Below are 13,910 nucleotides of genomic sequence, written 5' to 3' on the forward strand. Positions count from 1 at the left end.
ACTTTGATATGGTAGGGAATCTTTTTCATTACCTTATAAGTCAAAAGAGTAAGGAAGTGTTTGATATGTGGAAAAAACTACTACCTATAATTGTGATTTTATTTATTATTGCTTTGGCAATATCGAATTATTTTAATGAATCAGAGTCAGAAAATACTATAATAGCACAACAGATACATTACATATTTTTCGTGTGAATTTTAGTACATAATAATCGTGACTGAAGTCCAGTAACGTTTTTTATCCTTCTTTTGCTGCTAGCCATTATTAATCTTCTCCAAAAATCTTATGAGATGAGCCCCGTTCGCCAAATCCAAATTAAACTTACCCAATTATCCCAAACTAAATCGACAGGAATCAATTGAAGAGTGTCGTATTGAAATTACATACAAGTTGATATTCCAATTTGAAATACATTTAGGCAAGAACTTAAGAAGTAATTATCTTCATCATGAAATTGTATAACAAGGGGGAACCTATCACTGAGATCTCTCTTTATAGAAATAAGTAAGTCCGCTATAAATTTATTTATTATATTGTAGTTGTAAAAAAATCAGTGGCCTCTTGCATTCATATGCATATTCGCTTCAAAGCAATCGTAATTATGTTATGATGTGATGTGAAAAATATAGCGTGAATTCGTATAGAGGAGAAATAAAGTATGAATAAATGGGCATATCCATTGGCAATTTTAACACTGATTGCTTTTTTAGTTTTGCGCGTGACGTATCAAACGGAAGCGGTTCAGAAATTTGATAGTCAAATAGCAGAATGGTTATTTGGTAATAAATTTATAGATATTTTTCATTATATTGGGGAACCTAAATTTGTTGTTTGTGTTGCGATTTTTTTAATAGTGTATTTAGCGTGGAGAGTAAAAAACTACCGTGGTATGGTATTGGTCTTGTTAACGTTTGCGGGTGGTACTTTGTTAAATCATCTGTTAAAAATATGGGTGCAACGTCCACGTCCAGAAATTGTAGATCAGCTAACATCCTTTAGTTTTCCATCAGGGCATTCGATGTCTGGCTTACTGTATTTGTTTACGGTTGCGTATATTTTGTCTGAAAACAATACGAAAGTTCGTAAAAAACAGCTATGGAGTGGTGCAGTCGTGTTAACCGCACTAATCGGTATGTCCCGTGTAGCAGGGGCACGTCACTTTGCATCAGATGTACTAGCTGGGTGGAGTATAGGTTTTACATGGTTTGTCATTTGCGTTATCTGGTATGAGGGACGTAAACGGATGTTTGAAGATATTAATGAAAAACGTAAATAAGACTGTGGTAGTACTTTATTCGAAGGAATAGGGTGCTGCTTTTTTTGTATATGTAAGAAAAGAATGGAGTTTTCGTTAATGCATAATATATAGCCTGTCTAAAAAAAGTTGCTCATAGGAAACTTTTACGTTAAGATGAGTACAATAAGAAAAAAGAGAAGGAAGATGCGTATGGAAGGAAATGTGTTAATGGCATTAGGGCTAACCCTATTTGCCGGACTCGCAACAGGTGTAGGGAGTTTAATAGGTTTCTTTACTACAAGAACAAATACGAAGTTTTTATCGGTAGCTCTTGGGTTTTCCGCGGGGGTTATGATTTATGTATCGCTTGTTGAAATTTTTGTGAAGGCGAAAGATGCACTCACAAATGCGTTAGGACCAACAGAAGGTTATTGGGTAACAATTGCAGGCTTCTTTGGTGGGGTGTTGTTTATTGCAATAATCGATAAATTTATTCCGAAGGCAAATAATCCACATGAAGTGAAGCTTGTCGAGGATATTGATGCAGTCAAACCACAAATCAATCAAGATCATTTAATGAAAATGGGCGTGTTTACAGCATTAGCGATTGCAATTCACAACTTTCCAGAAGGTATCGCTACATTTATGGCTGCGATGAACGATCCTAATATCGGGATTGCGATTGCGATTGCCGTAGCAATTCATAATATTCCAGAGGGAATTGCGGTTTCGGTACCGATTTACTTTGCGACAGGTAGTCGAAAAAAAGCGTTTAAATTATCATTTTTATCAGGTTTAGCTGAGCCAGTTGGTGCGGTTGTTGCATATTTACTGTTAATGCCGTTTTTAAATGATGTAATGTTCGGTATCGTGTTTGCAGGGGTCGCGGGGATAATGGTGTTTATCTCGCTGGATGAATTACTACCCGCTGCACAAAAATACGATGAAACGCATTTATCTATGTATGGCTTAATAGCAGGTATGGCTGTCATGGCGATTAGTTTAGTATTACTAACTCCATAAAGAAAAAGGAATCTAGCCATACGTTTAGCTAGATTCCTTTTTATCTTCATTCAGCCGAAAATTACTACCTCTATAGGTGGTAAGATGAATGAAGATAAAGCCCCTGGCGGATGTCACAAATTTTGAATTATGCAAGCACAATTCAAAATCTAGACGCAATCACACCGAGGCGTGATTGATTTATTCTTCGATGAGTTCTTTAACAGCATCTAGGCAGTCGTAGAACGTTTCGAAAGGTTTATAAGGGATTTGAAGATTCTCGCAACGATCTATTAAATGATCACGGGCAAGTACTAAATCCGCTTGTTTGGCTGCTTCAAAATCAGAAATTGAGTCACCGATAACGATCTTGAAGTGGTCGTCCTGAGCAACTGAGCGCATAACAGATGGCTTGCAGCAACCGCAGCCTTGTACTTCATATTTTGCACATTCTTCGTCACAAGGGTTTGGATACAATAGCTCGATTTGTGAACCTGAAAAGTCAGCACTATTACAATAAACGCCTGTAAATGGTCCGAATTTTTCAAGCATCGGCTCGATAAAGAAATCGACACCACCGCTAACGACGTAAAACGGAATATCATTGGTATGTGCAAATTGCACAAATTCACCGAAGCCCTCACGTATGACGGCGGTATTTAGTAAGTACTGAATAACTTCATCTTTTTGACGAGTAGATAGCAGTTCGAACATTGCTGTGACACCATCTTTGAAGGTAATTGTTTGTGCTAGCATAGCTTGTGCAATTTTCTCAGATTCCTCTGGTACGAATTGAGTCATGAGTGAAACAATATTGTCAGTTGCTGTAATGGTGCCATCAAAATCGCAGAAAATAATTGGTTTCATCGTGCTTCCTCCTTCAACATGATTCAGTGGAAATCCCCTACTTCCATTAGTCGGGGAATGTATGCAAGTTTAACATTCGATTCAGTGGGTGTCCAAACGTCGACTGAATCCTGTTTAAGCTTCCGGCGGATGTCACCGATTTTGAAAGGTTAAGAAGGATGTTAGCCTAAGTACGTAGCATCCATGCGACAACGGCTAGCTGAACTGCATCATGCAGCCCTAAGCACAATTCAAAATTTGGACGCAATTACGCCAGGACGTAATTGATTATAATAAAAACGCCTACTTTAGAGTAGGCGTTTTGATCTATTACGCAAATGCTACTTGTACCCCTTTTTCATCAGCTTTCGTTAAGATAATGTGATGCTCAGGGAACTGGGCCTTCATTGTTACGACAAAATCATCAGCAATAGCAGAAGGAATAATCGAAATAAGAGTTGGGCCAGCACCGCTTAATGCTGTACCGTATGCACCTGAAGCTTTAGCAGCAGCATGGATTTCTTTATATTGCGGAATCAGTTTGGAGCGGTAGGGCTCATGAAATAGATCCACCTCCATATAGTGACCAGCACGTTCGAAGTCTCTTGCCATGAGAGAAGCGGCAAGCATATTAGCGTTAGCAGATGCACGTACTGCATAGGCACGGTCGAACACCTCTGGTAATACAGAGCGTGCTTCACTCGTTTTTAGCTCTACATCAGGCACGTAAACAACGAATAATGCTTCAATATCATTAATATGTAGAGTATCAACAATTCCGTTTTCGTCCATTGAAGAAATTGTTAAGCCGCCTAAAACGGAAGCAGTCGCATTATCTGGATGACCTTCAATTTGTGAAGATAAATTCAGTTTATCCTGAACAGTAAGCTCAAGATTACAAACTTGGTTTGCTAGTTCGATGCCTGCTACTATGGCTGCAGCACTACTGCCTAACCCGCGTGCGAGTGGAAGTTCACTAGCCATTTCAACGCGGCAAGCAGGAAGCTCTTCACCATACTGATCTGCAATTCTTTTAGCGATAACATATAGTAAATGGTCTTCTATCTCAAACTCGCTAGGACCATTATCATCGAGATGAATGATTTCCCAGGTATCCTGTAAAGAAACCTCTAGCTTTAAATAAAGAGACAAGCCAAGTCCAATTGAGTCAAAGCCAGGGCCTAAATTGGCTGTGCTCCCAGGAACTGAGATTTGCCACTTTTTACTCATAGCACGCCCTCGATATACTTTCGAATTTCTTCTTCATTGTTTTTAAGAGAGACAAGGTCAACTGTAGATACACTCATCGCTGTATCAGGATCTTTTAAGCCATTACCAGTGAATACTGTCACGACTTTAGAACCTTTAGCAATTTTTCCGCTTTCTACTGATTTGATAACACCTGCTAAAGATGCTGCTGAACCTGGCTCAACAAAAATACCTTCAGTACCTGCGATTAATTTGTAAGCAGCTAAAATTTCTTCGTCTGTTACAGAGTCAATGATACCGCCAGACTCGTCACGAGCCGCTTCAGCAAAACTCCAACTTGCAGGGTTACCGATTCGGATTGCTGTTGCAACTGTTTCAGGGTTTGCAATTGGTTCGCCTTTAACAATTGCTGATGCACCTTCTGCTTCGAAGCCATACATTTTTGGAAGACCAGAGCCTTTTACTTCGTTATATTCTTTGAAACCTTTCCAATAAGCTGTAATGTTGCCTGCGTTACCAACAGGGATACATAGGTAGTCTGGAGCTGCGCCTAAAGCATCCACAATTTCGAATGAAGCCGTTTTTTGCCCTTCGATACGATAAGGGTTTACTGAGTTAACAAGTGCAACGGGTGTTGTTTCGCTCACTTGACGTACGATATTTAAGGCGTCGTCAAAGTTACCATCGATTTCAATAATTTTCGCACCGTACATTGTTGCTTGTGCTAATTTACCGAGCGCTACTTTACCTTTTGGGATTACGACGATGGATTGGATACCTGCGCGTGCTGCATATGCTGCTGCAGCTGCTGAAGTGTTACCAGTAGATGCGCAAATTACGCATTTACTTCCGTCTTCAATTGCTTTTGCAACAGCAAATACCATTCCACGGTCTTTGAACGAACCAGTTGGATTTGCACCTTCAATTTTACCGTATAGTTCGATACCAAGTTTTTTAGATAGGTTTACCAAATGTATAAGAGGCGTATTGCCTTCGTTTAATGTTAGAGCGGGTGTATTTTCTGTTACGGGTAAAAATTGTTTATATTCTTCGATAAGGCCTTTCCACATAACGTAACAATCTCCTTTTGTTCTTGTAGGAAGAACAGTTGTTTTTGTATAAGAGACATTTTAACGCAAATTGCCCTATCTTTTCAATAGCTATTCGTAAATTGTCTGAACAATTCTGTATTTTGAAATTTTCCTTGTCACTTTATTGAAACAACTGTATAGTAGAACCGTAGTGTAAAGTCATGTGTAAAGACAGGTGGTTAAATGACAACAAACAAATCAACACAGCCCATATCCCGAAATAAACTTTTACGTGTAGCGGGTGTTGGCTGGCTCTTCGATGCAATGGACGTGGGAATTTTATCATTCGTCATAGCAGCACTAGCAATCGATTGGGATTTATCGAAAACAGAAATGGGCTGGATTGGGAGCGTAAACTCGATCGGTATGGCGGTAGGTGCACTCTTATTCGGTGTTTTAGCTGATAAAGTGGGACGGAAGCAAATTTTCATGTGGACTCTCGTCTTGTTTTCAGTGGCAAGTGGCTTGTCCGCATTTACGACAACATTAGTAGCATTTATGGCGCTACGCTTTTTAGTAGGAATGGGACTTGGGGGAGAGTTACCGGTAGCCTCAACACTTGTTTCTGAAAGTGTTGAAGCGAAAGAACGAGGGAGAGTAGTTGTATTACTGGAGAGCTTTTGGGCAGTAGGGTGGTTAGTGGCTGCACTAATTTCTTATTTTGTAATTCCTGCATTCAGTCAATCAATGGGCTGGAGAGTAGCTTTATTGTTAACGGCCTTACCAGCATTGTATGCAATTTATTTACGTTGGCATTTACCGGACTCTCCACAGTTTACGGTAAAGGTAGAATCGAAAAAGCGTAGTATCTTCCAAAATATTCGTGATGTTTGGTCAAAAAAGTATGCACGTTCTACGTTGATGCTGTGGTTACTATGGTTTACAGTTGTATTTTCATATTACGGTATGTTTTTATGGCTACCGAGTGTCATGGTTGGCAAAGGATTTGACATGATTACAAGTTTTAAATATGTGCTAATTATGACGCTTGCTCAGCTACCGGGTTACTTTACAGCGGCATGGTTCATTGAAAAATTTGGACGTAAATTTGTACTTGTTTCCTATCTAATTGGAACAGCTGTAAGTGCTTTCATTTTTGGGAATGCAGAAACAATGGAAATACTATTAATTTCGGGTATGTTTTTATCATTCTTTAATTTAGGGGCATGGGGTGCATTGTATGCCTATACGCCAGAGCAGTATCCTGCGAGTATTCGTGGTACTGGAGCCGGGATGGCAGCAGCAGTTGGTCGAGTAGGTGGTATATTCGGTCCATTATTAGTGGGATCGTTGTTAACAGCCGGCTATGATATTGGCTTTATCTTTACAATTTTCTGCGGGGCTATTATTATCGGTGTAATTGGCGTAATTTTCTTAGGGAGAGAAACGAAGCAAATCGAATTAGAATAAAGAATTAATGCCTAGGTAGCACGAGTGTTCCAAGGCATTTTTTTTCGTATTTTAGCTATAATAATACATAAAAATAAGTATTTATTAATTAATATACATATTTATCTAAAGTTTGTTAAAATGGATTCTTCACTGAAAGCAGGGGATGACATTAAGTTAAAGAGCTACCTCAAGTTATGGTGATGAGCCTTAAAATGACTAAATACTAAGTGAACTGCTGTTATGAAATATGATAATCAAGAAGCAATAATTAACAGGAAATATAGAGAATTTATGTCATTCAACACAGACTATTGCGTTAGTGATTTAAAGCGCTAAAGATTTTTCAGAAAAGTCATTGTATTCAGATTGTAATCGTGATACTGTATTTTTAACCGGATTTAGAGTCAGTTATAAATAATCTCCATTCGTGATAATTACTCTTGGAAGAAAGGTTGTTAGGAATGAGTATTAATGAAGATATAAAAAGAAAATTTGTAAGACTTTCGAAAGGCCAACGTAAGGTTGCACAATTTGTAATTGATAACCCGACAGCTGTTATTGCAAATGGCGCTGCTGAAGTTGGTAGACAGGCTAATGTCAGTGAATCTACGGTCATTCGTTTTTGCTATGCAATGGATTTATCGGGTTATGTAGAACTTCAAGAGGAAATACGAAGCTATTTAATGACCAAAAATGAAGGAGCACATGTGCATTCAACCTACTCAGCGGGACAACAAAATGTGCTAAATTACGGTAAGATTATGCAGAGAGATATACAAAACATACAAGACACAATACGCCTTATTAATGACAACACACTTCAAAAAAGTGCTAAGTGGATGCATGAGGCAGATACAATTTACATATTAGGTGCTCGTCAAGCCGCTTCTGTGGCAAGTTGGTTATCCTATACAATGAAAACACTACGTCCAAATGTGAAGCAAATACGCACGGATTCGGATGATTTTGTTCAACAAATTAATAGCATGGGTGAACGCACAACTTTAATCGTATTTTCATTCGACAAGCATACGAATGATATGAAGACAATTGTAGAAATTGCCAGAATGAAAAAAGTGAAGATCATAGCAATTACTGATTCAGCTTTATCTCCATTAAGAGAGTATACAAGTGCACTATTTGCACTTAGAATGAAAAATCAGTCTTCACTAGATGTGATCCCTGTCCTCTTCTCATTTATGCATGCGCTGGTTGAAGAAATGATAAGCCACAATAAAGTGGAATATGATAAGTATTTACAATCTTTTGAACAAGTAGAGAATAATCTACTATTCCTAGATGTCGCTAGGGAAAAGCAAGTTTTGCGTTAATCATAAAATGGAACACGTTGATACGCTTGTAGTGCTTGTTTACGTGTTTTTTTATTGTGAAAAAAGACCATAAAAAGTTATGGTCTGTAAGAGTAGTTTATAAAATTTTACCCAAAGTATATTCATCAATAAATGTGTCATTTAGCATAATTGATTGTAATCGCTTGCCTTCATGTTGAAATCCTATTTTCTCAAAAAGTTGTAATGCACTAACATTATGCGCCATCACGGATAACTCTAATTTAGTAATTGCTCTTTCTTTTGACCAACTTTCAACTTCGTCCATCAGAGTTTGTCCGATACCTTGACGGTGGTGTTCTATTTTGACTGCTAAGTGGACAGATGCAACATGTTTGACTCTTGAATGTTTGTATCCATGAATAAAGGCATATCCAGCAAATGTGCCTTCTAAAATGCAAAGTAATATTGTGCGATTTTTTAACTTTTTCCAGCTAGATAAATCTTTACGAAGTTGTTGTACTGTTAGATCTAATTCACTAGGAGCATTGTACATAAATTCTGTTTCATGAAAGATTTCTTCTTGTAAATTAATAAACGCTTTAGCATCAGATGCCTCAATTGTTCGAATTATGTATGCAGAAGAGTTTTCATTATTTTCAGGAACTTGATTAGTAGAGGCCCTTGTATGGTTACGACAGAAAGTGACACTAGCGCCAAGTTTGACATCAACTACATAGAAACCTGAATTTGTCCAAGATAAGTAGTGAGATAGAGGTGGTTTCGTTTTTTTCCACCAACTCATATTTAAATAGGCGGCGTTTGGTAAGGATTGCCCAATTATATTTTCTAGTGCGCTGAAGGATAGAGTTATTTCATTTTGAGTAGTAACTTGAAAGAAAGTCGCTAATGGAATATACTTCTTTTCCATATTTTTTGTCATTATAATCCTCATTTCTCTTATTTCCTAAAAATATAGACAAAATGATAATATCATAAAATTATGTATTCTTGAATGATTAAACGCAACTAAATATCTATCGGTAGAAGAATTATGTTTTCAAATTGTCAGGATTAGAGAAAATTCATGGCGATTTAATGTTAAAAATATGATAAAAATGTAAAAATATTGAATATATAATACCTGAATTGATTATTGTTTTAACAATATATTGTGTCATGTTGTTTCATAAGGTGTGGTAAAATAAAAGCGAAAATGTAATCGCCATTTAGGAGGAATAATACCAATGAATAAAGTATTAGTTTTCGGACATAAAAACCCAGATACAGATACAATTACATCTGCAATTGTTTACGCGTATTTAAAACAACAAATCGGTATAGAAGCAGAAGCAGTGCGTCTTGGCGAGGTGAATAATGAAACGAAATTTGCATTAGAGAAATTCGGTTTTGAAGCACCACGTCTAATCAGTTCTGTAGTTGGGGAAGCAGCACAAGTTATTCTTGTGGACCATAACGAATTCCAACAATCGGCTGACGGTATCGAAGAAGTACAAATTACAGAAGTAATCGACCATCACCGTGTAGCGAACTTCCAAACTTCAGATCCTTTATACTACCGTGCTGAACCAGTGGGCTGTACAGCAACAATTATAAATAAAATCTTCAAAGAAAACGGTGTCGCAGTACCAGCTAATATTGCAGGTTTAATGCTTTCTGCGATTGTTTCAGATACATTATTATTTAAATCACCAACTTGCACAGAACAAGACGTAAAAGCTGGTGAAGAATTAGCGAAAATCGCTGAAGTAGATGTTGCAGAATATGGTTTAGCCATGCTTAAAGCAGGTGCTGACCTTTCCGATAAATCACTAGAAGATCTTTTGTCTTTAGATGCGAAAGAATTCCAATTCGGTGAATATAAATCAGTGGTTGCACAAGTAAATGCCGTAGACGTTAACGACGTACTTGGCCGCCAAGAAGAATTAGAAAGTCTTTTAAACAAAAACGTTGCTGAAAACGGCTTAGATTTATTCTTCTTTGTTGTCACAGATATTTTAAATAACGATTCAACAGCAGTAGCAATTGGACAAGTAGCTGATGCATCTGCAAAAGCATTTGGCGCTGAAATTGTAAATGGTCGTATTCAATTACCGGGTGTTGTATCTCGTAAAAAACAAATCGTACCCGTATTAACGGACGCTTTAAAATAATAAAAAAACCGAAGTTTCTTAGGAGACTTCGGTTTTTTATATTAGTTCGTCGAGTAGCTGAGGAATACGATAAGGTAAGACTTCTAAGCTTATGAGTCTTCGAGTTTTAATGGATACACAGCAGGGCCTTCAATGACCTCTCCTTTTGCATTAAAACGTGAACCGTGACAAGGGCAGTCCCATGTCTCATCCGCATTATTCCATTTTGTTTTGCATCCTAAATGCGTACATTTTGGTGCGTTTTTATGTTTCAAATAGCCAGTTACTAATTCTTTCGATACAAAGCCCCCAACCTTTAGCATTTGCATAAATGCGGCGCCAAACTTTGTGCGTGAAGGTGAATAAAGCGCCTCTGCTCCGGCCTCAATTTTTTCTCCTGTAATAAGTGAACAGAGTAAATCCCCAGCAACAAATGAATTCGAAATACCCCATTTCCTATAGCCAGTTGCCATAAAGACGTTTGGAATAGATTTTGAAATATTTCCGACGTAAGGGAGCATGTCTGGCGTTTCGACATCTTGAGCCGACCATTCGTAGAGCGGTGGGTGTTGGTCGAAATGCTCTTTTAGATCTTTTTGCAATGCATCATAAAAAGGGATTGTGTCCGTTAATTGTCCAGCAATGTGATTGGCTCCGGCTACTAGTAAATAATGTTCATCTTTAATTGTACTTGTTCGAACAGATCTAGTGGGGAAATCGACTGATAAATATTGCGCACGTAATGTATCTGAAATTTTACTGGCGACAATATAAGATCTGCTATTTGAGAGTTTTAATAGTTGCAATCCTTTAATTGCTTCGATTGGGTAATGTGTACATAAAATGAGTTGCTTGTATTGAACAGTCATATCGTTTTGCGTTTGCACTTCATTTTTTTTAAGTGAGAGTTTTTGCACACGCGTGTTTGTATATAACTTCGCACCGGCTGCTTGTGCTTTTTTTGTGAGTATATTTGCAACTTCAACGGGGTTAATTTGGGCTTGATGTGGCATAAGTAGCGCTTTTTTTATAGAGAATGGAAGCTCAATTTCTGTAGTTAGTTTTCCGTCGATTTTCAGAGCTTTATAGGAACTCCATTCGTCTAGCAAGTCTGAATTACCTAACTCAGTTTGGCTATAAAGCACAGAATCTACTTTTCGTACTGCTGTTGGTGGAAATAGGTGCAATGCTTTGTCAATTGCATGTTGATTGAGTTGGTAATAAAGCTGAACATCGCTGAGTGGTTGTTTTTCCATTAGTTTAGAGTAGATGACGCCGTGCTGAGCAGTCAATTTTCCGGTAGAGTGACCGGTAGTACCGTGGCTAACATGTGAATTTGCCTCGAGCAATACTACATCCACCCCGGCAGTAGCAAGTGTGTAAGCTGTATATAATCCTGATAACCCACCTCCAATAATACAAACATCACATTTTATAGATGTAGTAAGCGTCGGTAAAGAAATTGATTCGGTTGTTGCTAGCCAAAGAGATTGTGTCATACATATGCCTCCACAAGTTTTTACTTTTCAGTATGGTAGACAGTATGAAAAATTATGCAGATAAGCATAAAAATTGCCTTATAATGAAGGAGGTCGATACAATGGGGAAAAGGGAGTGTGTTAATAGATGAAAATTGAAATTTGGTCAGATTACGTTTGTCCTTTTTGTTACATTGGTAAAAAACAATTAGAAAAAGCAATACAAGATACAGGTTTTACAGGTCAAGTTGAGCTTGTTTATAAAAGTTATCAGCTAGATCCAAATACGCCTACGGATTCAAATAAGTATATGTATGAAGCATTAGCAGGAAAGTATGGTATGTCTATAGAGAAGGCTAAGGAGATGACACAGGGCGTAGCAGCACGTGCTAAAGAAGTGGGACTCAACTATAATTTAGATGACTCAATGGTGGAAAATACATTAAAAGCACATCGTCTTGTTAAATGGGCAGAACAGCAAGGCGATGCATCGCCACTAGTAGAAGCATTATTACACAGCTACTTCATCGAAGCAAAACGAATAGGGCAAGATGAAGTATTACTAACAATTGTTGAGCAGCTTGGCTTTAATCGAGAAGAAGCAGCGAAAGTATTAGCTAGCGATGTCTTTGCAGAAGAAGTCGAGGCGGATATTCAAGAAGGCTTACAACTTGGTGTCCGTGGCGTACCATTCTTCGTCTTAAACCAAAAGTATGGTATTTCTGGTGCACAACCTCAAGAAGTGTTCGAAGATACATTACGTCAAGTAGCAGAAGAAGAAGGCTTACAACCTGGATTGAAAATGCAAGGGTCAGCTACTACTAGCTATTGTACAGATGATCATTGTGAATTTTAAAATTTCTAAGGCTCCGAATCTACACTAAGATTTGGAGTCTTTTTATTGTGCAAAAGTATTTACATATCATAATTCGGTCAAAAGACTGAGAGCACTTGCATTGACTTTTGGTTGAATTTTTTCTAAGATAGCATTATATCTTGAATTCGAGATAATAAAAATTAGTTAAACTAAGGGAGAATATATAAAATGAACGTATTAGTAGTAAAAGCAAACAACCGCCCAGATGGTGTCTCAACAAAAATGTATGAAACTTTCATGGAAAACTTACAAGGCGTAGACGTAACAACTTTCGACGTATTCGCTGAAGATATGCCTTACTTCGGTCAAGATCTTTTCAACGCTTTCGGTAAATTACAAAACGGTGAAGAGCTATCTGAAATCGAATCTCGTATCTTAGCTGCAAAACAAAAAGCAACTGACGCATTATCAGCTGCAGATGTAGTAGTATTTGCTTTCCCACTATGGAACTTAACAATTCCAGCTACATTACAAACTTTCATTGACTACACTTATGCTGCTGGCTATTCATTCAAATATGATGAAAACGGCAACTTAGTAAGCTTAATGACTGACAAAAAATACATTGTACTTTCTGCACGTGGTGGTATTTACTCAACTCCAGAAGCAGCACCAATGGAAATGTGCGTAAATTACATCAACACTGTAATCGGTGGCGTTTATGGTATGCAAAAACTTGATGAAGTTATCATCGAAGGTCACAACGCTGCTCCAGATAAAGCACAAGAAATTATCGCTGCTGGTTTAGAAAACGTGAAAAAGGTTGCACAATCTTTACAAACTGTAACTGCATAAGAATATTGTTATAACGAAAGGATTTCTCAAATTCGAGGACCTTTCATTATAAAAAAGGAGAGGGCGAATTTATTCGCTACTCTCCTTTTTGTGTCGTTCAAACGTATGGAAACGTGTTCCTTGGAATGTTAATAGACCAAAATCGTCATCAGCTAATTGTCCGTACTCTCGACCATTTAATCGTAATTCTATACGATCACCGCTTTGAACCTCAAATGTTGCATAGTAGGTAGTACTAGCGGAAGAATCTCCAGCTCCTCCACTTGTACGAGTTCTTTTCGTAACTACCTTAGCTGGCACAGTCAGTACAGGAGAGGAATTATTCTTTGACCATTCTTTAAGATTGCTGAAAATGATGAAAATAAATATTGCCCCAAATAGAATAAAGAAGAACGGCATAAAAGAAAAAGTATCGAAATAAAACAAAAGCATATTACACCTCCTAAAAATAAGATTATTTCTTTATTTACGAATCAACGGATTAAAAGTTACAAAAGGAGTATCTAAAAGTTCTTTACGATATCTTAATAATCTGCGG

Annotated in this window: 13 protein-coding genes; 7 read left to right on the forward strand and 6 right to left on the reverse strand. The window is 37.6% G+C overall.

Annotated elements, in window-relative coordinates; all coding sequences use genetic code 11:
* The first annotated feature begins 661 nt into the window (after positions 1 to 661).
* A complete protein-coding gene (locus AEA09_RS15860) occupies positions 662 to 1,279 on the forward strand; it encodes a phosphatase PAP2 family protein (RefSeq protein WP_053584934.1) in 618 nt (205 codons plus the stop codon).
* 171 nt (positions 1,280 to 1,450) lie between these two features.
* Positions 1,451 to 2,263 (forward strand): zinc transporter ZupT, encoded by an 813-nt coding sequence (zupT, locus tag AEA09_RS15865; RefSeq protein ID WP_053584935.1) that lies wholly within the window; start codon positions 1,451 to 1,453, stop codon positions 2,261 to 2,263.
* A 180-nt stretch (positions 2,264 to 2,443) separates the two neighbouring features.
* On the opposite strand, the gene AEA09_RS15870 is transcribed toward zupT, so the two are convergent.
* The 3 genes from AEA09_RS15870 to thrC form a co-directional block, all read right to left on the reverse strand.
* Positions 2,444 to 3,109 (reverse strand): 2-hydroxy-3-keto-5-methylthiopentenyl-1-phosphate phosphatase, encoded by a 666-nt coding sequence (locus AEA09_RS15870; protein WP_053584936.1) that lies wholly within the window; start codon positions 3,107 to 3,109, stop codon positions 2,444 to 2,446.
* 309 nt (positions 3,110 to 3,418) lie between these two features.
* On the reverse strand, positions 3,419 to 4,318 hold the full coding sequence (thrB, locus tag AEA09_RS15875; RefSeq protein WP_053584937.1) for a homoserine kinase: 900 nt from the start codon (positions 4,316 to 4,318) through the stop codon (positions 3,419 to 3,421).
* Complete coding sequence (gene thrC, locus AEA09_RS15880) at positions 4,315 to 5,367, reverse strand: threonine synthase (protein WP_053584938.1); 1,053 nt, start codon at positions 5,365 to 5,367, stop codon at positions 4,315 to 4,317. Before thrC ends, thrB begins: the two co-directional genes overlap by 4 nt.
* A gap of 204 nt (positions 5,368 to 5,571) precedes the next feature.
* On the opposite strand from thrC, the gene AEA09_RS15885 reads away from it, so the two are divergent.
* Together AEA09_RS15885 and AEA09_RS15890 are read left to right on the forward strand one after the other, a co-directional pair.
* On the forward strand, positions 5,572 to 6,798 hold the full coding sequence (locus AEA09_RS15885) for an MFS transporter (RefSeq protein ID WP_053584939.1): 1,227 nt from the start codon (positions 5,572 to 5,574) through the stop codon (positions 6,796 to 6,798).
* Between the two features lie 443 nt (positions 6,799 to 7,241).
* Positions 7,242 to 8,111 carry a MurR/RpiR family transcriptional regulator gene (locus AEA09_RS15890; protein WP_053585003.1) on the forward strand — a complete coding sequence of 290 codons (870 nt, stop codon included), beginning with the start codon at positions 7,242 to 7,244 and terminating at the stop codon, positions 8,109 to 8,111.
* 97 nt (positions 8,112 to 8,208) lie between these two features.
* Here AEA09_RS15890 and AEA09_RS15895 read toward each other — a convergent pair whose 3' ends face one another.
* Entirely contained in the window at positions 8,209 to 9,012 is an 804-nt protein-coding gene (locus tag AEA09_RS15895) for a GNAT family N-acetyltransferase (protein ID WP_245622888.1), read from the reverse strand.
* Positions 9,013 to 9,316: 304 nt separating this feature from the next.
* Between AEA09_RS15895 and AEA09_RS15900 the strand changes: the two genes are divergently transcribed.
* Complete coding sequence (locus AEA09_RS15900; protein ID WP_053584941.1) at positions 9,317 to 10,243, forward strand: manganese-dependent inorganic pyrophosphatase; 927 nt, start codon at positions 9,317 to 9,319, stop codon at positions 10,241 to 10,243.
* A gap of 89 nt (positions 10,244 to 10,332) precedes the next feature.
* On the opposite strand, the gene AEA09_RS15905 is transcribed toward AEA09_RS15900, so the two are convergent.
* The gene (locus AEA09_RS15905; RefSeq protein ID WP_053584942.1) at positions 10,333 to 11,721 is read right to left on the reverse strand and encodes an FAD-dependent oxidoreductase; all 1,389 of its coding nucleotides are present in this window, start codon (positions 11,719 to 11,721) and stop codon (positions 10,333 to 10,335) included.
* Positions 11,722 to 11,848: 127 nt separating this feature from the next.
* Here AEA09_RS15905 and AEA09_RS15910 point away from each other — a divergent pair, with 127 nt between their 5' ends.
* Both AEA09_RS15910 and AEA09_RS15915 read left to right on the forward strand, forming a co-directional pair.
* Entirely contained in the window at positions 11,849 to 12,556 is a 708-nt protein-coding gene (locus tag AEA09_RS15910) for a DsbA family oxidoreductase (RefSeq protein ID WP_053584943.1), read from the forward strand.
* A 189-nt stretch (positions 12,557 to 12,745) separates the two neighbouring features.
* Positions 12,746 to 13,372, forward strand: a complete 627-nt coding sequence (locus AEA09_RS15915) for an FMN-dependent NADH-azoreductase (protein ID WP_053584944.1) — start codon at positions 12,746 to 12,748, stop codon at positions 13,370 to 13,372.
* A 69-nt stretch (positions 13,373 to 13,441) separates the two neighbouring features.
* Here AEA09_RS15915 and AEA09_RS15920 read toward each other — a convergent pair whose 3' ends face one another.
* Positions 13,442 to 13,804 carry a DUF2500 domain-containing protein gene (locus tag AEA09_RS15920; protein ID WP_053584945.1) on the reverse strand — a complete coding sequence of 121 codons (363 nt, stop codon included), beginning with the start codon at positions 13,802 to 13,804 and terminating at the stop codon, positions 13,442 to 13,444.
* Between the last annotated feature and the right edge of the window lie 106 nt (positions 13,805 to 13,910).

Origin of the sequence: Lysinibacillus contaminans (genome assembly GCF_001278945.1) — a bacterium.
Taxonomy (GTDB): Bacteria; Bacillota; Bacilli; order Bacillales_A; family Planococcaceae; genus Lysinibacillus; species Lysinibacillus contaminans.